Here is a 22100-nt window from a genome sequence, read left to right as displayed (position 1 = left end):
GATTCACTTGTCTACTTGTATACAAGTATGCGACGATGCCGTCATGCCCCCACCCCGCACGGTCGACGCGACCGCCCTCGCCGCGTTCATGGCCGACGTCGCCCGAGCGCACGGCGTGCCCACCGACGACGCCGAGCTGCTCGCGGACACGCTCCTCGTGGCCGAGCTCTGGGGTCACCCGTCGCACGGCGCCATCCGGCTGTCCTGGTACCTCGCCCGCATCCGCAGCGGCGCCATGCGGCCGGTGACCGAGGTCGAGACGGTGCGCGACTCGGGCAGCGTCGTCGTCCTCGACGGCCACGACGGCCTCGGGCAGGTCGTCACCCAGCGGGCGGTCGAGCTCGGCGTCGAGCGCGCCCGCGAGCACGGCCTCAGCGCCGTCGCCGTCCGGCGGTCCGGGCACTTCGGGACGGCCGCCTACTTCACCCGGTATGCCGCGGAACGCGGCTTCGTCTCGATCCTCGCGACCAACGCCTCGCCGGCCATGGCGCCGTGGGGTGGGCGCACCAAGCTCGTGGGCACCAACCCCTGGTCGATCGCCGCACCCGGACCGGACGGGGACGTCCTCGTCATGGACATGGCCAACACCGCCGTGGCCCGGGGCAAGGTCTACATCGCGGCCGACCGTGGCGAGGCCATCCCCGAGGGCTGGGGCGCCGCGGCCGACGGGACGCCGACGACGGACCCGCGGCAGGCGATCGAAGGGCTCATCCTCCCGGTCGGTGGCGCCAAGGGCTACGTCATGGCCTTCATGTTCGACGTCCTCGCGGGCGTGCTCACCGGCAGCGCGTTCGGTGCCGACGTCGTGGGGCCCTACCGGCCCGAGGGGGCCAGCGGCGCCGGGCACCTGCTCATCACCCTCGACGTCGCGGCCTTCGGTGACCGCGAGGGCTACGACGAGCGCGTCGCCGCCCTCGTCGCGCAGGTCCGTGGCAGCGAGCCGGCCGCCTGGTCCGACGGCGTGCTCACCCCGGGCGAGCTCGAGGACCGCAACCGACGACGCGCGGAGGCGGACGGCATACGCGTCTCCGACCAGACCTGGGGCGAGCTCACGACGCTCGCCGACGACACCGGCGTTGCCCTGCCCGCCGCCACCTTCCCTGCCCCGCAGACCGCCAAGGAGAACGCATGATCTCGCTCATCGTCCGGCTGGACGTCGTCCCCGAGCGCCGCGAGGAGTTCCTCGAGGCCATCACGAGCAACGCCGCCTCGACGTTCAACGACGAGCCCGGGTGCCTCCGGTTCGACGTCTGCGAGTCCCAGGCCGACCCGCACCACTTCGTCTTCTACGAGATCTACCGCGACGAGGCGGCTCTGGACGCCCACCGGTCGGCTCCGCACTTCGCCCGGTGGCGGGAGGCGGTGGCGCGCACCGTCGTGCCCGGGAGCCAGGTCAACACGATCACCGAGCTCGTCATCGCCCACCGCGAGGGCGACCGGGACGGGGTGACGGCATGAGGCTGCTCCTGCTCCCCGGCGACGCCATCGGTCCCGAGATCAGCGCCGCGACCGAGCGGGTGCTGCGCGTGGTCGACGAGGCGTTCGGGCTCGACCTCGAGGTCGAGCACGCCGACATCGGGTGGGCGGCGCACGAGGCCGTCGGCGAGACGATGCCACAGGCCGTGCTCGACCGGGTCGGCGAGGTCGACGGCACCATCCTCGGACCGGTCTCGCACCTCCACTACCCGTCGCGCGCGGAGGGCGGCCGGAACCCGTCGGCGGCGATCCGCACGACCTACCGGCTCTACTCGAACGTCCGGCCGGCCCGCAGCATCCCCGACCTCACCGTGCTCCCCGAGGAGCTCGACCTCGTCATCGTCCGTGAGAACACCGAGGGCTTCTACAGCGACCGCAACATGGTCGCCGGCAGCGGCGAGTTCATGCCCGACGAGGACCTCGCGCTCTCGGTGCGCAAGGTGTCGCGCCGGGCCTGCAACGCCGTCGCCGAGGAGGCCTTCCGGCTCGCGGCAGGGCGACGGGGGCGCGTGACTGCCGTGCACAAGGCGAACGTCCTCAAGCTCTCGGACGGGCTGTTCCTCGACGAGGTGCGGGCGGTGGCCGCGCGGCACCCGGGCGTCGAACTGCGCGAGCTCATCGTCGACGCGGCGACGGCCCACCTCGTGCGCTCACCGCGGGAGTTCGACGTGGTCGTGACGACCAACATGTTCGGCGACATCCTGTCCGACCTGGCCTGCGCCCTCTCGGGGAGCCTCGGCCTCGGCGGGTCGCTCAGCCTCGGTGACGGCGTTGCCGTGGCGCAGGCCCAGCACGGCTCTGCGCCGGACATCGCCGGACAGGGCGTCGCCAACCCGACCTCGCTCATCCTCTCGACCACGATGCTGCTGCGCTGGTGGTCGGGGCGGACGGGTGCCGGGCAGTTCGCCCGCGCGGCCGACGCCGTCGACGCCGCCGTCGCGGACTGCATCGCCGACCCCGCCACCCGGACCCGCGACCTGCGGGGAAGTCTCACCACCGAGCAGTTCACCACCGCCCTCCTCACGAAGCTGGAGTCCTGACCATGACCTCGACCGACCACACCGCGCCCGAGGCCCCGAACATGCTCATCCGTCCTGACGAGGTCGAGCCGTTCGACCGGGGCAACGGCGTCCGCACCATCCCCTACGTGGGCAGGTGGAACTGCGAGACCAACCACGTCACCACCGGCCAGACGCAGTTCCAGGAGGGGACCGGTCTCCCGCTGCACAGCCACAACGTCGAGGAGACCGTGCTCATCCTCGAGGGCGACGCCGTCGCCGAGATCGACGGCGAGGAGTTCGAGCTCGTCGCGGGGGAGGCGACATGGGTGCCCGCCGGTGTGCCGCACCGCTTCTACAACCGCGGCACCGGGCTCATGCGGATCTACTGGGTCTACGGAGGACGCGACGTGACGCGCACGATCACGGCGACCGGCGAGACCTTCGAGCACCTCTCCGAGGCGGACCGGGGCGGGCTGAGCGCCCCGTGACCGTCATCGAGACCATCGACCCCGCCACGGGCAAGCCGCTCACGACCTACCCGGTCATGGACGACGCCTCCATCGAGGCCGCCCTGGCAGAGGTGACCGAAGCGGCCCGGTCGTGGGCGAGTGTCCCTGTCGCACAGCGGTCCTCGCTCCTGGTCGCCATCGCCGACACCCTCGAGGCCCGGCGTGAGCAGCTCGCCGCGCTCATGACCTCGGAGATGGGCAAGCCGCTGCGCGAGGCGCGCGGCGAGGTGGACAAGTCGGCGACGACCGCCCGCTGGTACGCCGACAACCTCGACCGGCTGCTCGCCCCACAACAGGTCGACGTCGGTGACGGCGCGCAGGCCTGGGTGACGCGCGAGCCCATCGGACCCGTCCTCGCCGTGATGCCGTGGAACTTCCCCCTGTGGCAGGTCATGCGGTTCGTCCTGCCCGCGATCGGCGCCGGCAACACCGTCCTGCTCAAGCACTCACCCAACGTCACGGGCTCGGCGCTGGCGATCGAGACGCTCCTGCTCGAGGCCGGTGCGCCCCAGGGCCTGCTGCGCGCCCTCGTCGTCGACGAGGCACGCGTCCCCGAGGTGAGCGACCGGCTGGTCGCCGACCCGCGGGTCGCGGGCGTGACCCTCACCGGCAGCAACCGGGCCGGCGCGGCTGTCGGCGCCGCGGCGGGTCGGGCGGTCAAGCCGTCCGTGCTCGAGCTCGGCGGCTCCGACGCCTTCGTCGTCCTGTCCGACGCCGACGTGGCCGCCGCGGCCGAGGCCGCCGTGCGCGCGAGGTTCCACAACTCCGGGCAGTCGTGCGTGTGCGCGAAGCGCTTCGTCGTCGCGGCAGACGTCGCCGACGACTTCCTCGACCGCTTCCTGCTCGGGGTCTCCGGGCTCCGCGTCGGCGACCCCACCGACGAGTCCGTCGACGTCGGCCCGATGGCACGCAACGACCTCCGCACGGCGATCCAGCGTCAGGTGGACGCCTCGGTCGCCGCAGGCGCACGCCTCGTCGCCGGCGGCTCGGCGATCGACGGCGACGGCTGGTTCTTCGAGCCGACCGTCCTCACCGTCGACGGTCCCGGGGTCCCGGTGTTCGACGAGGAGACCTTCGGTCCGGTGGCTGCCGTCGTGGTGGCCGCGGACGACGACGACGCGGCACGGCTGGCCGGCGCGACGGCATACGGGCTGGGTCTGTCCGTCTGGAGCGCCTCCACGAAGCGCGCGGTGGCGCTGGCCGCGAAGGTGACCACGGGTGCGGTCTTCATCAACTCCGTCGTCGCGTCCGACGTCCGCGTGCCGTTCGGCGGCACGAAGCAGTCGGGCTACGGTCGCGAGCTGTCGGGCGAGGGGATGTACGCGTTCATGAACCAGCGGACCTACTGGGCCGCGCTCTGATAGCGGCGCTCGGGGCGGCCGGCTGACCCGTAGCGGTGCCGGACGGCCGCCGCCCCCGTGTCGACGAGGTGCTCGAGGTAGCGGCGGGCGCTGCTGCGCGCGATGCCCACGGCCTCGCCGCACTCCGTCGCGGACATTCCCTCGTCGCCGGCGCCGGCGAGCGCCGCGCTCACGAGGGCGACGGTCTCGGCGCTGATGCCCTTGGGCAGGGAGGTCCGGCCACGGCCGGCCGGTCCGGCCCGGAAGAGACGGTCGGCCTCCTCCTGCTCGACGGTGGTGTCCGGGTCCTGGCCGCGGATCCGCGCGCGGTGGAGGGCGTACTCGGCGAGCCGTCGGCGCAGCTCGTCGAGCTCGAAGGGCTTGACGAGGTACTGGTAGACGCCGGACTGCATCGCCTGACGGAGCGAGTCGAGGTCGCGGGCGGCGCTGATGACGATGACGTCGCAGTCGGCGCCGAGCCCTCGCAACCGGCGCAGCACCTCGAGGCCGGTGAGGTCGGGGAGGTAGACGTCGAGGAGGACGAGGTCGGGGCGCTTGTCCTTGACGACGGCGAGCGCCTGGGCGCCGGTGCTCGCCACGCCGACGACCTCGAAGCCGTCGAGGCGGGTGACGGTGCTCGAGTGCAGCCGCGCCACCATGAAGTCGTCGTCGACGACGACGGTGCGGATGGGGAGGGGGTCCGGGGTCGCCATGGGTCAGGCGGTCGGGAGGTCGACCGTGAAGACGGCACCGTCGTCGTTGCTCACGCTCACCTCTCCTCCTCGCTTGGTGCAGACCATACGCACGAGGGCGAGCCCGATGCCGCGCGAGCCCCCGGGCTCGGTCTTCTTGGTCGACCAGCCCCGGACGAACAGGGTGCTCATGTCGTCGGCCGCGACCCCGGGTCCGTTGTCGTGCACCACGAGCCGGACCGAGCCGTCGTCAGGGCCGGTGAGCGCGACCCGCACGCGACCGCTGACCTCGGGGACGGCGTCGAGGGCGTTGTCGACGAGGTTGCCCAGGATGGTGTTGAGGTCGGTCGACAGGTCGCCGTCGAGCCGGGCGAGGTGGGTGTCATCGTCGAGGTCGAGCGCGATCCCTCGCTCTGCCGCCTGACGCGACTTCGCCATGAGCATGGCCGCGACGGCGGGGTCGGCCACGGCGGTGCCCACTCTTGCGGTGAGCTCGGCCTCGTCGGCGGTGATGTGGCGGATGTAGTCGGTGACGTCGGCGTACTCCTCGAGCGCGATGAGGCCGGCGACGACGTGCATCCGGTTGCTGAACTCGTGGGCCTGGGCGCGCAGCGAGTCGGTCGTCGCCCGGGTGACGTCGAGGTCGCGCTGGAGCTCGAGCAGCTCGGTGCGGTCGCGCAGCGTCGCGACGTGTCCGACGAGGCGGCCCTGCTGACGAACCGGCATGACGTTGGCGGTGACGAGGCGTCCGCGCACGAGCAGGACCCGGTCGACCGAGGAGACCTCCGGCTCGTCCGTCACGGTGACGGTCGGTCCGCTGCGCAGCGCGCCCCGTCGCGGGAAGAGCGCGAGGAGCGGCCGGTCGGCGCCGAGCTCGGAGAGCGAGTGGCCCACCGCACCGGCCTGCGGGATGGACAGGAGCGTCGCTGCCTCGTCGTTGATGAGCGTCACCCGGCCGGTGAGGTCGACGGCGAGCAGGCCCTCCTTGATGCCGTGGAGCACCGCCTCGCGCTGCTCGACGAGCCCGGCGATCTCGCGCGGCTCGAGGCCGAGGGTCTGCCGCTTGACCCGGCGGGCGAGCAGGAGCGAGCCGACGACACCGATGAGCCCGGCGAGCCCGAGGTAGGTGAGGAGGTTCGGCGTGATGGCGGCGAGGTCGTCCCAGACCGAGTGCGAGGGGCGGGTGACCGCGACGACGCCGGCGGGCTCGAGGCTGCCGGGGACGATGACCGGGGCCATCGCCATGACCGTCGACGCGTCCGCGTCGTCTCCGTCGCCGCCGAGGAAGGACCTGCCGTCGAACGCCTCGGTGCGGGGGACCCGGCGCAGCGGCTGGTCGGCAGCCGACGCGACGACCGTGCCGTCGGCGCGGGCGAGGTAGACGCCGGCGGAGTCCGACAGGGTCCGCCCCGACTCCAGTGCCGCTTGTGCCTGCGACATCCACGCCTCGCCCTGCGGGCCGAGCACCTGGCGCACACCCGGCTCCTGGGTCACCTGCTCGGCGACCTGGCGGGCCCGCCGCACCTCGCGGTCGGTGACGCCGGCGCCCTGCTGGGCGACGGAGAGCGCGCCCACCCCGACGAAGACGATGCTCACGATGAGGAGCTGGGTGGCGAGCATGCGGCCGGCCAGGGTCTGCGGCCAGATGCGGCGCAGCGCAGCCCGCACCTGCCCCGACCGTCGTCGCTCCACCCCCTGATTGTGCCGGTCGCCGCGGCGGGCGCCCGCATGACCGTGAGCACAAAGAACTCAACGACGTCTGTGCCCGCAACCGTGACAGGCGGGCCGCGAGGGGAGACCGTTGCCTGCGACGCACCCCACCGTGCACCGTCACGCACCCCTCGACAAAGGAGTCCCCCGTGCGAATGACCTCCCTGGCTCGCGCCGCCGCCGTCACCGCGGCCGCCGCCCTCGCCCTCAGCGCCTGTGGCGTGAGCAAGACCGACGACGGCGCCACCTCCGGCTCCGGCAGCAGCGCCTCGGCAGAGAAGCTGAGCGGCCTGCGCATCATGGTCCCGAACTCGCCCGGCTCGGGCTACGACCAGACGGCCCGCGCCGTCTCGGCCGACCTCCAGTCCTCGGGCCTCAGCGGCTCGATCGAGGTCTTCAACCAGGCCGGTGCCGGCGGCACCGTCGGCCTCGCCCGCCTCGTCAACGAGAAGGGCAAGGGCGACCTCCTCATGCAGATGGGCCTCGGCGTCGTAGGCGCGTCCTACAGCAACAAGTCGGAGGCCAAGCTCACCGACACCACGCCCATCGCCAAGCTCATCGAGGAGTCCGAGGCGATCGTCGTGGCGAAGGACTCGCCCTACAAGACGCTCGACGACCTCGTCAACGCGTGGAAGGCCAACCCGGGCGCCGTGCCCGTCGGTGGCGCCTCCAACGTCGGCGGTCCCGACCACCTCACGCCGATGCTCCTCGCCAAGGCCGTCGGCCTCGACGCCAAGAAGGTCAACTACGTCTCCTACGACGGTGGTGGCGAGCTCATGACTGCCGTGCTCGGCAAGAAGCTCGGCTTCGCAGCGACGGGTGTCAGCGAGGTCGTGAAGCAGGCCGAGTCCGGTGCCGTTCGCGTCCTCGCCGTGACGAGCGACAAGGCGGTCGAGGGCCTCGACGCCAAGCCGCTCAAGGACCAGGGCGTCGACATGGTCTTCACGAACTGGCGTGGCCTCGTCGCCGCCCCGAACATCTCCGAGGCCGACAAGAAGAAGCTCGTCGACGCCGTGACCGCCCTGCACGGCACGGAGGAGTGGAAGAAGACGCTCGCCGAGAAAGGCTGGGGTGACGCGTTCGTCCCCGGCGACGAGTTCGAGACCTTCCTGACGTCCGAGAGCGACCGGGTCGCCGGTGTGCTCAAGGAGCTCGGGCTCTCCTGATGACTGACCAGGTGCAGAAGCGGGGGGAGGGTCGCTCCGAGTACGGGGTGTCCCTCCTCCTGCTGGCCCTCGGCGTGGTCGCGATCGTCGACGCCTTGGGGCTCGTCGACCAAGGAGCCCGCGGCTTCATGACCACGCGGACCGTCCCGATGTTCGTCGGCGGCCTCCTCATCCTCTGCGCCGTCCTCCTCGCGGTCGACATCGCCCGCGGCGGTCGGGGTGAGCAGGAGGAGGGTGAGGACGTCGACCTCAGCCACGGGTCGGACTGGAAGACCGTCGGGCTGCTCGTGGCGGCGTTCGGCTTCAACGCGGCGTTCATCGACCGCCTCGGCTGGCCGATCACCGGGGCGGTGCTGTTCTTCGGTTCCGCCTACGCGCTCGGCAGCCGCCACTACGTGAGGCTCGCGATCATCTCCGTCGCGTTGTCGCTCATCACCTGGTACGGCTTCTTCCTCGGCTTGGACGTCAAGCTCCCGGCCGGCCTCCTGGACGGGATCCTCTGACATGGACGGCATCAACCTCCTTCTCGACGGGATGTCGGCGGCCCTGACGCCGATGAACCTCCTGTACGCCTTCCTCGGCGTGCTCTTGGGCACGGCCATCGGCGTCCTGCCCGGCATCGGTCCGGCGATGGCCATCGCCCTGCTGCTGCCCCTCACCTACACGCTGCCTGTCGAGCAGGCGATCATCATGTTCGCCGGGCTCTACTACGGCGGGATGTACGGCGGCTCGACCACCTCGATCCTGCTCAACACCCCGGGCGAGAGCGCGTCGGTCATGACAGCCATCGAGGGCAACAAGATGGCCAAGGCGGGACGCGGGGCAGCCGCTCTCTCCACCGCGGCCATCGGCTCCTTCGTCGCCGGCACCATCGCGACGCTGCTGCTCGCCCTCCTGTCACCGCAGGTCGTGAAGGTCGCCATCCAGCTCGGCGACCCCGACTACCTGGCCGTCATGCTCTTCGCGTTCGTCGCGGTCACCACGGTCCTGGGATCCTCGAAGGTCCGCGGTTTCGCCAGTCTCGGCGTTGGTGTCTGGATCGGGCTCATCGGCATCGACCGCCTTTCCGGTCAGCAGCGGCTCACCTTCGGCATCGACCAGCTGTCGGACGGCATCGACGTCGTCGTTGTCGCCGTGGCCGTCTTCGCGATGGGCGAGGCTCTCTGGATCGCCGCGCACCTGCGGCGGGCCCCGGCGCGGATCACCCATGTCTCGGGCCGTTGGATGACCAAGGAGGACTTCTCGCGCTCCTGGAAGCCGTGGCTGCGCGGCACAGCCATTGGCTTCCCGTTCGGAGCCATCCCGGCTGGCGGTGCGGAGATCCCGACGTTCCTCTCGTACATCACCGAGCGCAAGCTCGCCAAGAAGCCGGAGGAGTTCGGCAAGGGCGCCATCGAGGGCGTCGCGGGACCGGAGGCGACCAACAACGCGTCGGCGGCCGGCAGCCTCGTCCCGCTCCTCACCTTGGGCATCCCGACGACCGCGACCGCGGCCGTCATGATCCTTGCGTTCCAGACCTACGGGATCCAGGTCGGTCCACGACTCTTCGACGAACAGGGCCCGCTCGTGTGGACCCTCATCGCGAGCCTGCTCATCGGCAACGCCATGCTGCTCGCCCTCAACCTGCCGATGGCCGGACTGTGGGCCAAGCTCCTGCTCATCCCGAGGCCCTATCTGTATGCCGGCATCCTCATGTTCGCCTCGCTCGGCGGCTACGCCGCCAACGGCTCGTCGTTCGACCTCTGGCTGCTTCTCATCATCGGTGGACTGGGCTTCGCGATGCGCCGCTTCGGCCTTCCGGTGGTCCCGCTCATCGTCGGGATGATCCTCGCCCCCCGGGCCGAGGTCTTCATGCGACGGGCTCTGCAGATCAGCGACGGACACCTGTCGGGACTGGTCAACACGACCTTCGCGAAGGTCGTCTACTTCTTCATCGTGCTCCTCGTCGTCGCTCCGTTGCTGTGGTCCAAGGTTCAGCGCCGTCGCACGCCCCCGCGCGGGGACGACACAGCAGACCACGGTGACGGCGACGCCCGCCGTCAGCAGCACGCCAACAGCGAAGGAGCCTGACATGCCGGTCATCGTGGGGTTCGTGCCCACCAAGGAGGGCCGCGCCGCCCTCGACGCCGCCGTCACCGAGGCGCGCCACCGCGGCAGCAGGCTCCTCGTCGTCAACGCGAGCACCGGTGCGGCGTCGGCGGACAACCGCTACGTCGACGACGAACAGCTCACCGCGCTGCGCGCCGAGCTCGACGCGTCGGGCCTGGACTACGAGGTCTCGCACGCGGTCCACAAGAAGGACCCGGCCGAGGTCATCGTCGAGCTGGCCGAGGAGACCCGCGCCGACCTCATCGTCATCGGGGTGCGACGTCGCACCCCGGTCGGCAAGCTCCTCCTCGGGAGCCAGGCCCAGAAGGTCCTCCTCGACGCCGAGTGCCCCGTGCTCGCCGTCAAGGCACCGCGCTAGCCCGTCACCCGCCCCGCCGCGGCACCCCCCTGCCAGGCCGCGGTGGTCGCCGCGAGCACCGCGCGGCACGGAGCCGCCCACAAGATCCCCCGTGGGCGGCTCCGTTGTGTCCGGGGACGTCGCGCCCACCGCCGTCGAAGCCCTGAACGCGCGACCTCGGCGGAGTCCTAGACTGGCGCCCATGGCTGAACTCACCCGTGACGACGTGGCGCACCTCGCCGGTCTCGCCCGCATCGACCTCTCCGACGCCGAGCTCGACAAGATGGTCGGCGAGCTGGGCGTCATCCTCGAGTCGGTGGCCGTCGTGCAGCAGTCGCCCATCGAGGGCGTCGAGCCGATGAGCCACCCGATGCCGATCGTCAACGTGACGCGCCCCGACGTCGTCCGGCCGAGCCTCGGCGCCGACGCGGCGCTCGCGGGCGCTCCGGAGTCCGACCAGCAGCGTTTCTCCGTACCCCGCATCCTCGACGAGGACTGACGCGACCGTATGCCGTGAGGTGAGCCCCCGGCATACCTCCGCCTCGACAGCCCCACGCCTCCCGCAACCGCAAGGACCGACGTGACCACAGACCTGACCCGCGCCAGCGCCGCCGAGCTCGCCGACCTCCTCACCAGTGGTGGGGCGAGCTCGGTCGAGGTGACGCAGGCGATGCTCGACCGGACCGAGGCCGTCGACGGCGACGTCCACGCCTACCTCCACGTCGACCGTGAGGGCGCCCTCGCGAGCGCGCGCGCCATCGACGAGCGGCGTACGGCGGGGGAGCAGCTGCACCGGCTCGCCGGTGTCCCGATCGCCGTCAAGGACGTCATGGCGACCCAGGGCCTGCCGACGACGTGCGGCAGCAAGATCCTCGAAGGGTGGATCCCGCCCTACGACGCGACCGTCGTGTCGCGCCTCAAGCAGGCGGGCATGCCGATCCTTGGCAAGACCAACATGGACGAGTTCGCGATGGGCTCCTCGACCGAGCACTCTGCCTACGGGCCGACGCGCAACCCGTGGGACCTCGACCGCATCCCCGGCGGCTCCGGTGGTGGCTCGAGCGCGGTCGTCGCGTCGTTCCAGGCGCCGCTCGCGATCGGCACCGACACCGGTGGCTCGATCCGCCAGCCCGCCGCGGTCACCGGCACCGTCGGCACCAAGCCGACCTACGGCGGTGTCTCGCGCTACGGCCTCGTCGCGCTCGCGTCCTCGCTCGACCAGGCCGGGCCGTGCACGCGCACCGTCCTCGATGCCGCCCTCCTGCACGAGGTCATGGGTGGTCACGACCCGATGGACTCGACGTCGATCGACGCCCCGGTCCCGCCGGTCGTCGAGGCTGCGCGCCGCGCCGACGTCAAGGGCATGAAGATCGGCATCGTCCGCGAGCTCACCGGCGACGGCTTCCAGGCCGGCGTCCAGGCGCGCTTCGACGAGTCGGTCCAACACCTCGTCGACGCCGGCGCCGAGGTCGTCGAGGTCTCATGCCCGAGCTTCACCGCCGCCCTCGCGGCCTACTACCTCATCCTCCCGTCGGAGGCCTCGAGCAACCTCGCGAAGTTCGACGCCATGCGCTACGGCCTGCGCGTCCTCCCCGAGGGCATCGACGACCCGAGCGCCGAGCAGGTCATGGCGGCGACGCGTGACGCCGGCTTCGGCGACGAGGTCAAGCGCCGCATCATCCTCGGCACCTACGCCCTCTCGTCGGGCTACTACGACGCCTACTACGGCTCGGCCCAGAAGGTCCGACGCCTCATCGCCGACGACTTCACCAAGGCGTTCGAGACCGCCGACGTCCTCGTCTCGCCGACCGCGCCGACGACGGCGTTCCGGTTCGGCGACAAGCTCGACGACCCGATGGCGATGTACCTCAACGACATCGCGACCATTCCCGCCAACCTCGCCGGCGTCCCCGGCATGTCGCTGCCGAGCGGCCTCGCCGACGAGGACGGCCTGCCCGCGGGCTTCCAGATCCTCGCGCCGGCCGCTGCCGACGAGCGCCTGTATGCCGTCGGCTCGGCTCTCGAGCAGCGGCTCCACGCCGCGTGGGGTGGGCCGCTGCTCGCCCAGGCGCCCGACCTGTCCACCTCGACGACGAAGGGTGCGTGACATGAGCACCACGACCACCGACGCGACCCTCGCCTACGACGACGTCCTCGCCTCGTTCGACCCGGTGCTCGGGCTCGAGGTCCACGTCGAGCTCGGCACCAACACGAAGATGTTCTGCGGCTGTGCGACCGAGTTCGGCGCCGAGCCCAACACCCAGGTCTGCCCGGTCTGCCTCGGCCTGCCCGGTGCGCTGCCCGTCGTCAACGAGAAGGCCGTCGAGTCGGCGATCCGGATCGGGCTCGCGCTCAACTGCGAGATCGCGCAGTGGTGCCGGTTCGCACGCAAGAACTACTTCTACCCGGACATGCCCAAGAACTTCCAGACCTCTCAGTACGACGAGCCGATCGCCTTCGAGGGCTACCTCGACGTCGAGCTCGACGACGGTTCGACCTTCCGCGTCGAGATCGAGCGGGCGCACATGGAGGAGGACACCGGCAAGTCGCTGCACGTCGGTGGCTCGACCGGTCGCATCCACGGCGCCACGCACTCGCTCGTCGACTACAACCGCGCGGGCATCCCGCTCATCGAGATCGTCACCAAGCCGCTGCGCGGTGCGGGGGAGCGCGCGCCCGAGGTGGCCCGTGCCTACGTCGCCACCCTGCGTGACCTGCTCAAGGCGCTCGACGTCTCCGACGTCAAGATGGAGCAGGGCTCGATGCGCTGCGACGTCAACCTCTCGCTCATGCCCAAGGGCACGACGACGCTCGGCACCCGCACCGAGACCAAGAACGTCAACTCGCTTCGCTCGGTCGAGCGCGCCGTCCGCTACGAGATGTGCCGGCACGGCGCGATCCTCAAGGACGGCGGGTCGATCCTCCAGGAGACGCGGCACTGGCACGAGGACACCGGCATCACGACGTCGGGTCGCGTGAAGTCCGACGCCGACGACTACCGCTACTTCCCCGAGCCCGACCTCGTGCCCGTCGCCCCGACGCGCGAGACGGTCGAGGAGCTGCGCGCCACGCTGCCCGAGCCGCCGGCCCAGCGCCGCAAGCGCCTCCAGTCCGACTGGGGCTTCAGCGACCTCGAGATGCGCGACGTGCTCAACGCCGGTCTCGTCGACCTCATCGGCGAGACGGTCGACGCGGGCGCGACCCCTGCGGGCGCGCGCAAGTGGTGGTCCGGTGAGATCGCTCGTCGCGCCAACGCGGAGGGCTCGACCGACGTCGCCTCGTATGCCGCGCAGCGGTCGATCACGCCGGCTCACGTCGTCGAGCTCGAGGGCCTCGTGACCTCGGGTCGGCTCAACGACTCGATGGCGCGCCAGGTCTGGGAGGGCGTGCTCGACGGTGAGGGTGCACCCACTGCCGTCGCCGACGCCCGCGGGCTCGAGCTGGTCCAGGACGACGGCGCCCTCGAGGCAGCCGTGGACGAGGTCATCGCCGCCAACCCCGACGTGGCTCAGAAGGTCCGTGACGGCAAGGTCCAGGCCGCGGGTGCGCTCATCGGCCAGGTCATGAAGGCCATGAAGGGTCAGGCCGACGCCGGCAAGGCCCGCGAGATCATCCTCGCCAAGCTCACGAGCTGACGCTCCCGGGGGGACACCCCGACTTCTTGCGACTTCGCAGAGTGGCTCGCTGCCCTCGCAACTCTGCGAAGTCGCAAGAAGTCGAACCGGGGTCGGGGCGGACGCTCAGCGGCGGCCGCCGCCGAGCAGGCCGCCGAGGACGTCGAGGATCGAGCCGCCGCCCGACGGCTGTGACTGCTGCGGTGCCTGCTGTGTGGCCGTGCCCCCGCCCAGCGCGCCGCCGAGGACGTCCTGGAGCATCGAGTCGAGCGAGCCGGGCCCGCCCTGGGCCGAGTTGTCGGTGGTCGAGGGAGCCGTCGCGCCGCCTGCGCCACCCAGGCCGCCGCCGCCCTTGAGGACGCGGTTGGCGATGTAGGACAGGACGATCGGCGCGAGGATCGGGATGAGGCGCTTGACCAGCCCGCCACCCGCACCGGACGAGCCCAGTGCCGAGTAGACCTGCTCCTCGTTGGACCCGAAGATGTGCGACGCGATCTTCTCCCCGTCGGCCTGGTCCACCTGTCCGAGGTCGACACCGCCTTGGAGCAGGTCGTCGTCGTGCTGTCCGAGCGCCTCGACGATCGAGCTGGCGCCACCGGGGTCCTGCGCGTTGGCGTGGAGCCCACCGAGCAGCGCGGGCAGCGCGGTCCGGGCGGCCTGCTGCACCTCCTGCGGGTCCGCGCCGAGCTGCTGGGCCAGCTGGTCGAGGGGGAGGTTCTGGAGGATGTCGTCTGTTGCGGCCATGGGTGGTGCCACCTCTCTCAGATCGGTGGGCGACGGTGCCCACTCTTCGCACAACGTACTCAGCGACGGTGGGCCCGGGGGGCTCGTCAGCCGATGGGCACCCGCAGGACGCGGTCGTCGCCCTCGCGCGCGTTCCCCCGTGCGGTGTTGTTCGTGAGCACCCAGAGCGTGCCGTCCGGTGCCCTCACGGCGTCCCGGAGCCGGCCGTACCTGTCCTCGAGCAGCCGCACCGGGTCCCCACTGCGGTTCGCGCCGTCGACCGGGACCTTCCAGAGCGAGGCCCCTCGCAGGGCCGCCATGTAGACCTCGCCGTCCGCGCCGACGGCGATCCCGCTCGGCGACGCGTCGTCGGTCGACCACTGGGCCACGGGCGCGACGAAGCCCTCGCGCCTCTCGATGCCCTCGACGTCGGGCCAGCCGTAGTTGCTGCCCGGGGTGATGACGTTGAGCTCGTCCCACGTGTTCTGCCCGAACTCGCTGGCGTACATCGTCCCGTCGGCGCCCCAGGCCAGCCCCTGCACGTTGCGGTGGCCCAGGCTCCACACCCGGCTGCCGGCGGTGGGGTTGCCCGGCGCCGCCTTGCCGTCCGCCGTGACGCGCAGGATCTTGCCGCCGAGGTTGCTCGGGTCCTGGGAGCGTTCGGGGCGGGCGGCGTCGCCGGTGCTCACGTAGAGGAAGCCATCGGGCCCCCACGCGATCCGCCCGCCGTTGTGGTTGCCGGCCTTGGGTATGCCGGTGAGCACCGGTGTCATCGGCCCGAACCCGCCTGCCCGTAGCGTCGTCCTGACGACACGGTTGTCGTCGGAGGCGGTGAGGTAGAAGTGCACGGTCGCGTCGGTGGCGAACGTCGGTGAGACGGCGACGCCGAGCAGTCCGCCCTCCCCACCGGCGTCGACGCCGTCGACCCGGCCCAGGCTCGTGCGACCACCGGTCGGCGAGATCCTCAGCACCTCCCCGCGGTCGCGCAGGGTGACGAGGGCGTCGCCACCGGGCAGGAAGGCGATGGCCCACGGCACCTCGAGACCTGTGACGACGTCGCTCGGCGAGCCCGCGGGGATCGGCGCTCGCGCGCTGGCGCTCGGTGGTGCGGAGGACCCCGACGAGGCAGAAGGGGTCGGACTCGAGGTGGGCCCACCGGAGGTGGGGGCGCTCGTCGTCGGTTCGGTGCCGCCGTCCTCGTCCGGGGCGCCGCACCCGGCGAGGGCGCAGGTGAGGGCGAGCACGAGGAGTGCCGGGGACGTGCGGTGACGGGACGGCATACGTCATCGTCTCCCGAAGGGAGCCGAAGGTCACGGGCTCGGGCCGGACTGGCAGGGACTTCCCAGCCTGACCGCGCAGCGAACACCTGCCGGACCGTGTCGGGCGCTCGCCTAGGGTCGAGACCATGGTCGTCGTCTCCTTCCCGGACCCTGTCCTGCGCGACGCCGTGGGGGAGGTGCCCGGCATCGAGGCCGTCCTGTGGGACCCCGCGGGGGATGAAGCCCCCGACGAGCGGATCGAGGTCGTCGTCGCGCCCTACCTCGGCGCCGCGTCCGCGCTCGGCTCCGTCGCCGGGCTGCCCCGGGTCCGCCTCGTGCAGCTCCAGTCCGCCGGCTACGACGGGGTGCTCGAGGTCGTGCCCGACCCGGTCGGGGTGGCGAACGCGGCGGGTGTCTACGACGCGGTGACGGCCGAGCTCGCCGTCGGCATGACGATCGCCTCGCTGCGCGGCATCCCGGACGCCGTGCGCTCGGGCGACGAGGCCCGGTGGGTCCCGTTGGGGCGCCGCACGTCCCTCGCCGACCGGCGGGTGCTCGTCGTCGGCTACGGCTCGGTCGGCAGGGCGATCGCGCAGCGGCTCAGCACCTTCGAGGTCGCCCTCACCGCGGTGGCCTCCCGGGCGCGGGCCGGCGACGACCTCGTCGACAGCGTGCACGGGATCGACGAGCTCCCGGCGCTCCTCCCCGAGCACGACGTCGTCATCGTCATCGTCCCGCTCAACGACTCCACCCGGCACCTCGTCGACGACGCGTTCCTGTCGGCGATGCCGGACGGCGCACTCCTCGTCAACGTGGCGCGTGGTCCGGTCGCCGACACCGACGCGCTCGTCGCCCACGCCGGGCGCCTCGGGATCGCCCTCGACGTCACCGACCCCGAGCCGCTCCCGGACGGCCACCCGCTGTGGAGCGCACCCGGCGTGCTCATCACACCGCACGCCGGCGGCAACACCACGGCCCTGCTCCCACGCATGTCCGCGCTGCTGCGCGACCAGCTCGCCCGGATCGCGGCGGGGGGCGAGCCGCGCCACCTCGTGCGGCCGATTGTCAAGACCTGACATCGCGGTCCGGCAGGAGCAAGATCGACCCATGACCACCGCCGCTGAGGACCGGACGCTCGTGCTCGTGCGTCACGCCAAGGCCGAGCAGGGTGGCTTCGACGCCGACCACGAGCGTGAGCTCACCAAGCGGGGTCACCGCGACGCCCACGCTGCCGGGAAGTGGCTCTGCGACCAGGGCATCGGGGTCGACGAGGTCATCTGTTCGACCGCGACGCGGGCCCAGCAGACCTGCGAGGGGATCTGGAGCGCCGGCTGCTCCGAGGCCGACATCCACGAGGAGCACCGCGTCTACAACGCGTCCGCGGACCGGCTGCTCGAGGTCGTGCGCGAGGCCGACGAGGACGCCAACGTCGTCATGGTCGTCGGTCACGCACCCGGGATCCCGGCGCTGGCGTCGATCCTCGCCGAGGGCTCGGGCAGCGACCGGGCGCACGACCTCATGAGCGAGGGCTTCCCGACCGCCGGTGTCGCGGTGCTGCGCTTCTCCGGGCACTGGGCCGACCTGGCCGCGGGAGTCGCGCGGCTGGACCGCTTCCACGTCGCGCGGGCCGAACGCCAGTCCGCCGACACCTGACTCCCACGCCTGACCCTGACGCCTCACGTCAGGGCGGCTCGGCTCACATCACCGACCGCAGGGCCGCGACCGCACCCCTGAGGTAGCGCTCGACGACGACGCGTTCCTCGTCGGTGAGCGCCCCGTCGATCTCGGCGAGCGCGGTGAACATCGGTGCGAGCAGGGCGAACACCTCCCGGCGGCCGGAGTCCGTGACGACGACCTCGGTGCGGCGCCGGTCGTCCGAGCGGGCGCGCCGTTCGGCGTGCCCACGGGCGACGAGCCGGTCAACGACGCCCGAGGACGCGGCGGAGGTGATACCGAGGACCTTGGCGAGCTCGACCGGCCCCATCGGTGTCGAGGCGAGGTGCCGCAGCGAGTGCAGCTCGGAGACAGAGAGCCCGCCGCGGCGGGCGACCGCCTGCGGTGACTGCGCGGACAGGGCCACGAGCTCCTCGAGGGCCTCGAGGGAGCCGGACGCGCGGTAGGCCGGGGCGACCGACTGCACCGTGGGGCGCGCCCCGTCCGGGGGAGTCTCGGACCCGGCAGACGTCAAGGATTCGGGGGTGGGCCCGGTTGTCGTCGGGCGTCGGCGTTCGCTAATATCACTCACCTACTTAGTAACTTACTGAGTCACTGATCTAGCCACCCTACCGAAGGACGGTCCATGGGCGCGCTCGCCACACTCCTCACCCGCACGTGGGTCGCCGGCCTCGTCGCCCTGTTCGCCCTCCTCGGCGCGGGTGCGGTCATCGGTGTCGTGGGCCAGGCCGAGCAGGGCCCGACGGCGAACGCCGCCCTGCCCTTCGACTCCGACAGCCGCGCAGCCGCCGAGCTGCGGGCCGAGCTGCCCGAGGCGGAGGGCTCCGCCGCCGTCGTGCTCTTCAGCAGCGACGCGGCGTTCACGCCCGACCAGCTCGCCGCCCTCCAGACCAAGGCGCGCGAGCTGCCCGGTGCGACGGGCGCCCCGCCGACGGTCTCCGAGGACCGGACCGCGGCCATCGTCGTCGTGCCCGTCGCGGCGCAGGACAACACCGAGAACATCGAGGTCGTCGCCGACGTCCGCGAGGCGGCCAGGGCCGACCTGCCCGACGGCCTCACCGCGCAGGTGACCGGGCCGGCGGCGATCCAGGCCGACCTCGGTGCGGTGTTCGACGGCGCGAACTTCCGGCTCCTCGGGGCGACGGCGTCGGTCGTGGCGCTGCTGCTCATCATCACCTACCGCAGCCCGGTGCTCTGGCTCGTGCCGCTCACCGTCGTCGGTGTCGCCGACCAGCTCGCGGCCACCCTTGCCACGCGCACCCTCGCGGCGTTCGACGTCCAGTGGGACGAGTCCACGATCGGCATCCTCTCCGTCCTCGTCTTCGGCGCCGGTACCGACTACGCCCTCCTGCTCATCTCGCGCTACCGCGACGAGCTGCGGGTCATCGAGGACCGTCGCGAGGCCATGGCGCACGCGCTGACCCGCACCGCGGAGGCCGTCCTGTCGAGCTCGACGACGGTCGTCCTGGGGCTGCTCACCCTGCTGCTCTCCGCGTTCCCGACGACGCGCGGGCTGGGACTCGCGTGCGCGGTCGGAGTCGTCGTCGCCGCGCTGTTCGTCCTCGTCGTCCTGCCGGCCGCCCTCGTGGTCTTCGGACGGTGGATCTTCTGGCCCAAGGTGCCGCGCACCGGCCAGGCCAGCCTCGCGGACTCCCGATCCTTCTGGCGTCGCATCGGGGACGCGGTCTCGCGCCACCCGCGGCGCTTCGCGACGGTGACGCTCGTCCTCCTCGCCATCGCCGGCGGTGGCATCAGCCAGATCAAGACCGGACTCGACGGCTCCGACCAGTTCCTCGAGAAGCCCGAGGCCATCGCAGCGGGGGAGCGGCTCGCCGAGTCCTTCCCTGCAGGCTCGGCGGACCCGGTCATCGTCGTCTCGCGCGGCGTGGTTGCCTCCGAGCTGGCGAGCACCGTCGGTGCGGTCGAGGGGGTGACCTCCACCCGCGAGATCGCGAGCGCCGGTGGCGTGAGCGAGATCCAGGCGGTGCTCGACTCGCAGCCCGGCTCCGACGCCGCCGAGCGCGCCGTCCGCGACATCCGGGCAGCCGTGGCCTCGACCGGGGAGACCCACGTCGGCGGCACCGAGGCCGAGGCCCTCGACGAGGCGGAGGCGAGCGGTCGCGACCGGATGCTGATCTTCCCGATCATCCTCGGGCTCGTCCTCGTCGCCCTCGCCGCTCTCCTGAGGTCGGTCGTCGCGCCGGTCATCCTCGTCTCGACGGTCGTCGCGACCTACCTCGCCAGCCTCGGCATCTCGTGGGTGCTGTTCACCCAGGTGTTCGGCTTCGACCGGCTCGACAACGGCGTCCCGCTCTTCGCCTTCGTCTTCCTCGTCGCGCTCGGCGTCGACTACAACATCTTCCTCGTGACCCGCACGGCCGAGGAGGCCAAGGGTCACGGACCCCGCGAGGGGATGCTCCGGGCACTGGCAGCCACCGGAGGCGTCATCACGAGTGCCGGAGTGCTGCTCGCCGCGGTGTTCGCCGTCCTCGGAGTGCTGCCGCTCGTCGTCCTCGCTCAGCTCGGTGTCGTCATCTGCGTCGGCGTGCTGCTCGACACCCTCGTCGTCCGCACGGTGCTCGTCCCGGCGATCGCGCTCGTGCTCGGTGACCGCTTCTGGTGGCCCCGCCGGGTCGGTGGCGACCACGCCGGCGAGGGGCAGCACGATGCGACGGAGCTCGTCACGGCCGAGAGGTGAGATCGGCGTCCCACCTCGTGGACAGCCGTCCTAGAGTTGCCCCATGAGCGACGCCCCCGACATCAAGCCCCGTTCCCGCGACGTCACCGACGGCCTCGAGAAGACCGCCTCCCGGGGGATGCTCCGGGCGGTCGGCATGGGTGACGACGACTGGGTCAAGCCCCAGATCGGCGTCGCGAGCTCGTGGAACGAGATCACGCCGTGCAACCTCTCGCTCGACCGGCTCTCCAAGGCCGTCAAGGACGGGGTCCACGCGGCCGGTGGATACCCCCTCGAGTTCGGCACGATCTCGGTCTCCGACGGCATCTCGATGGGGCACGAGGGCATGCACTTCTCGCTCGTGTCGCGCGAGATCATCGCCGACTCGGTCGAGACCGTGATGAGCGCCGAGCGCCTCGACGGCTCGGTGCTCCTCGCCGGCTGCGACAAGTCGCTCCCCGGCATGCTCATGGCCGCCGCGCGCCTCGACCTCGCCTCCGTCTTCCTGTATGCCGGCTCGATCCTTCCCGGAGTCGCGAAGCTCTCGGACGGCACCGAGAAGGAGGTGACGATCATCGACGCCTTCGAGGCAGTCGGTGCGTGCAACGCGGGCAAGATGTCGCTCGAGGACGTCGACGCCATCGAGCGCGCCATCTGTCCGGGCGAGGGCGCCTGCGGCGGGTTCTACACCGCCAACACCATGGCCGCGGTCGCCGAGTCGATCGGCATGTCGATCCCCGGCTCGGCCGCCCCGCCCGCCACCGACCGGCGCCGGGACGTGCACGCGCGACGTTCCGGCGAGGCCGTCGTCGAGCTCCTGCGCAAGGGGATCACCGCCCGGCAGATCATGACCAAGCCGGCGTTCGAGAACGCCATCGCCGTCGTCATGGCCTTCGGCGGCTCGACCAACGCCGTCCTCCACCTGCTGGCGATGGCGCACGAGGCCGAGGTCGACCTCACCATCGGCGACTTCCAGCGCATCGGCAAGAGGGTGCCCCACCTCGCCGACGTCAAGCCGTTCGGCGCGTTCGTCATGAAGGACATCGACCACATCGGCGGCATCCCCGTCGTCATGAAGACCCTCATGGAGGCCGATCTCCTCGACGGAGACTGCCTCACCGTGACGGGGCGCACCGTGGCCGAGAACCTCGACGAGATCAAGCCGCCCCACATCGACGGCCGCGTCATCCGCGAGTTCACCAAGCCCATCCACGCCACCGGCGGCCTGACGATCCTCTCCGGCTCGCTCGCCCCCGAGGGCGCGGTCGTCAAGTCGGCCGGGTTCGACACCGACGTCTTCGAGGGCACGGCCCGCGTCTTCGACGGCGAGCGCGCCGCCATGGACGCCGTCGAGCAGGGCACGCTCAAGCCCCAGGACGTCGTCGTCATCCGTTACGAAGGCCCCAAGGGCGGCCCCGGCATGCGCGAGATGCTCGCCGTCACCGGCGCCATCAAGGGCGCCGGCCTCGGCAAGGACGTCCTCCTCCTCACCGACGGTCGCTTCTCCGGCGGCACGACCGGGCTCTGCGTCGGTCACGTCGCGCCCGAGGCGGTCGACGAGGGCCCGATCGCCTTCGTCCGCGACGGTGACGGCATCCGCCTCGACGTCGCGAACGGCACCCTCGATCTCCTTGTCGACGACGACGAGCTCGCCCGCCGCCGCTCCGAGGGCGTCACGCACCCGGAGCCCAAGTACGCCCGGGGCGTGCTCGCCAAGTACCGCAAGCTCGTCGGCTCGGCGAGCAAGGGCGCTGTCTGCGACTGACCGCTTCGCGGAGAACGCGCGCACACGGCATACGGAAGGCCTTTCCGT

21 protein-coding genes are annotated in these 22100 nt (G+C 71.8%); 16 read left to right on the top strand and 5 right to left on the bottom strand.

Going from position 1 to position 22100, the window contains the following annotated elements; translation table 11 throughout:
* The first annotated feature begins 43 nt into the window (after positions 1–43).
* Genes ACSQ11_RS17670 through ACSQ11_RS17650 form a run of 5 tightly spaced genes read left to right on the top strand, consistent with a single transcriptional unit; the run spans position 44 to position 4347 of the window.
* Positions 44–1132, top strand: coding sequence for an Ldh family oxidoreductase (locus tag ACSQ11_RS17670; RefSeq protein WP_436007952.1), 1089 nt, complete (start codon positions 44–46; stop codon positions 1130–1132).
* Complete coding sequence (locus tag ACSQ11_RS17665) at positions 1129–1458, top strand: putative quinol monooxygenase (RefSeq protein WP_436007950.1); 330 nt, start codon at positions 1129–1131, stop codon at positions 1456–1458. Before ACSQ11_RS17670 ends, ACSQ11_RS17665 begins: the two co-directional genes overlap by 4 nt.
* Positions 1455–2516, top strand: a complete 1062-nt coding sequence (locus tag ACSQ11_RS17660; RefSeq protein WP_436007948.1) for an isocitrate/isopropylmalate dehydrogenase family protein — start codon at positions 1455–1457, stop codon at positions 2514–2516. The genes ACSQ11_RS17665 and ACSQ11_RS17660 overlap by 4 nt, the downstream gene beginning before the upstream one ends.
* A 2-nt stretch (positions 2517–2518) precedes the next feature.
* Positions 2519–2965, top strand: a complete 447-nt coding sequence (locus ACSQ11_RS17655) for a cupin domain-containing protein (RefSeq protein WP_436007946.1) — start codon at positions 2519–2521, stop codon at positions 2963–2965.
* Positions 2962–4347: an aldehyde dehydrogenase family protein gene (locus tag ACSQ11_RS17650; RefSeq protein WP_436007944.1), complete on the top strand. Its 1386-nt coding sequence runs from the start codon at positions 2962–2964 to the stop codon at positions 4345–4347. Before ACSQ11_RS17655 ends, ACSQ11_RS17650 begins: the two co-directional genes overlap by 4 nt.
* Here the strand turns inward: ACSQ11_RS17650 and ACSQ11_RS17645 are convergent.
* Both ACSQ11_RS17645 and ACSQ11_RS17640 read right to left on the bottom strand, forming a co-directional pair.
* The gene (locus ACSQ11_RS17645; protein ID WP_436007942.1) at positions 4329–5039 is read right to left on the bottom strand and encodes a response regulator; all 711 of its coding nucleotides are present in this window, start codon (positions 5037–5039) and stop codon (positions 4329–4331) included. The two genes, ACSQ11_RS17650 and ACSQ11_RS17645, sit on opposite strands and share 19 nt — an antisense overlap.
* 3 nt (positions 5040–5042) lie before the next feature.
* The gene (locus tag ACSQ11_RS17640) at positions 5043–6710 is read right to left on the bottom strand and encodes a sensor histidine kinase (protein WP_436007940.1); all 1668 of its coding nucleotides are present in this window, start codon (positions 6708–6710) and stop codon (positions 5043–5045) included.
* A gap of 167 nt (positions 6711–6877) precedes the next feature.
* On the opposite strand from ACSQ11_RS17640, the gene ACSQ11_RS17635 reads away from it, so the two are divergent.
* From ACSQ11_RS17635 to gatB, 7 genes are all read left to right on the top strand, one after another.
* Entirely contained in the window at positions 6878–7894 is a 1017-nt protein-coding gene (locus ACSQ11_RS17635) for a Bug family tripartite tricarboxylate transporter substrate binding protein (RefSeq protein ID WP_436007938.1), read from the top strand.
* Complete coding sequence (locus ACSQ11_RS17630) at positions 7894–8397, top strand: tripartite tricarboxylate transporter TctB family protein (protein WP_436007936.1); 504 nt, start codon at positions 7894–7896, stop codon at positions 8395–8397. Before ACSQ11_RS17635 ends, ACSQ11_RS17630 begins: the two co-directional genes overlap by 1 nt.
* Before the next feature lies 1 nt (position 8398).
* Positions 8399–9964 (top strand): tripartite tricarboxylate transporter permease, encoded by a 1566-nt coding sequence (locus ACSQ11_RS17625; protein ID WP_436007934.1) that lies wholly within the window; start codon positions 8399–8401, stop codon positions 9962–9964.
* 1 nt (position 9965) lies between these two features.
* A complete protein-coding gene (locus ACSQ11_RS17620) occupies positions 9966–10361 on the top strand; it encodes a universal stress protein (protein ID WP_436007932.1) in 396 nt (131 codons plus the stop codon).
* A gap of 181 nt (positions 10362–10542) precedes the next feature.
* Positions 10543–10839, top strand: a complete 297-nt coding sequence (gatC, locus tag ACSQ11_RS17615; RefSeq protein ID WP_436007930.1) for an Asp-tRNA(Asn)/Glu-tRNA(Gln) amidotransferase subunit GatC — start codon at positions 10543–10545, stop codon at positions 10837–10839.
* 81 nt (positions 10840–10920) lie between these two features.
* On the top strand, positions 10921–12447 hold the full coding sequence (gene gatA, locus ACSQ11_RS17610; RefSeq protein ID WP_436007928.1) for an Asp-tRNA(Asn)/Glu-tRNA(Gln) amidotransferase subunit GatA: 1527 nt from the start codon (positions 10921–10923) through the stop codon (positions 12445–12447).
* Position 12448: 1 nt separating this feature from the next.
* Positions 12449–13975 carry an Asp-tRNA(Asn)/Glu-tRNA(Gln) amidotransferase subunit GatB gene (gatB, locus tag ACSQ11_RS17605; RefSeq protein ID WP_436007926.1) on the top strand — a complete coding sequence of 509 codons (1527 nt, stop codon included), beginning with the start codon at positions 12449–12451 and terminating at the stop codon, positions 13973–13975.
* Positions 13976–14080: 105 nt separating this feature from the next.
* On the opposite strand, the gene ACSQ11_RS17600 is transcribed toward gatB, so the two are convergent.
* Together ACSQ11_RS17600 and ACSQ11_RS17595 are read right to left on the bottom strand one after the other, a co-directional pair.
* On the bottom strand, positions 14081–14698 hold the full coding sequence (locus ACSQ11_RS17600) for a DUF937 domain-containing protein (RefSeq protein WP_436007924.1): 618 nt from the start codon (positions 14696–14698) through the stop codon (positions 14081–14083).
* A gap of 86 nt (positions 14699–14784) precedes the next feature.
* Positions 14785–15957, bottom strand: coding sequence for a PQQ-dependent sugar dehydrogenase (locus ACSQ11_RS17595; protein ID WP_436007922.1), 1173 nt, complete (start codon positions 15955–15957; stop codon positions 14785–14787).
* Positions 15958–16082: 125 nt separating this feature from the next.
* Here ACSQ11_RS17595 and ACSQ11_RS17590 point away from each other — a divergent pair, with 125 nt between their 5' ends.
* Positions 16083–17012, top strand: coding sequence for a 2-hydroxyacid dehydrogenase (locus ACSQ11_RS17590; protein WP_436007920.1), 930 nt, complete (start codon positions 16083–16085; stop codon positions 17010–17012).
* A gap of 31 nt (positions 17013–17043) precedes the next feature.
* On the top strand, positions 17044–17589 hold the full coding sequence (locus tag ACSQ11_RS17585; protein ID WP_436007918.1) for a SixA phosphatase family protein: 546 nt from the start codon (positions 17044–17046) through the stop codon (positions 17587–17589).
* 43 nt (positions 17590–17632) lie between these two features.
* Here ACSQ11_RS17585 and ACSQ11_RS17580 read toward each other — a convergent pair whose 3' ends face one another.
* Positions 17633–18124, bottom strand: a complete 492-nt coding sequence (locus ACSQ11_RS17580; protein WP_436007916.1) for a MarR family winged helix-turn-helix transcriptional regulator — start codon at positions 18122–18124, stop codon at positions 17633–17635.
* 111 nt (positions 18125–18235) lie between these two features.
* On the opposite strand from ACSQ11_RS17580, the gene ACSQ11_RS17575 reads away from it, so the two are divergent.
* Positions 18236–20308 carry an MMPL family transporter gene (locus ACSQ11_RS17575; RefSeq protein WP_436007914.1) on the top strand — a complete coding sequence of 691 codons (2073 nt, stop codon included), beginning with the start codon at positions 18236–18238 and terminating at the stop codon, positions 20306–20308.
* Between the two features lie 43 nt (positions 20309–20351).
* Positions 20352–22052: a dihydroxy-acid dehydratase gene (gene ilvD, locus ACSQ11_RS17570; protein WP_436007912.1), complete on the top strand. Its 1701-nt coding sequence runs from the start codon at positions 20352–20354 to the stop codon at positions 22050–22052.
* Positions 22053–22100: the final 48 nt, after the last annotated feature.

Origin of the sequence: Knoellia sp. LjRoot47 (assembly GCF_964253435.1) — a bacterium.
In the GTDB taxonomy this organism is placed as follows: domain Bacteria; phylum Actinomycetota; class Actinomycetes; order Actinomycetales; family Dermatophilaceae; genus Knoellia.
This window is presented reverse-complemented; position numbering and strand designations above follow the sequence as displayed.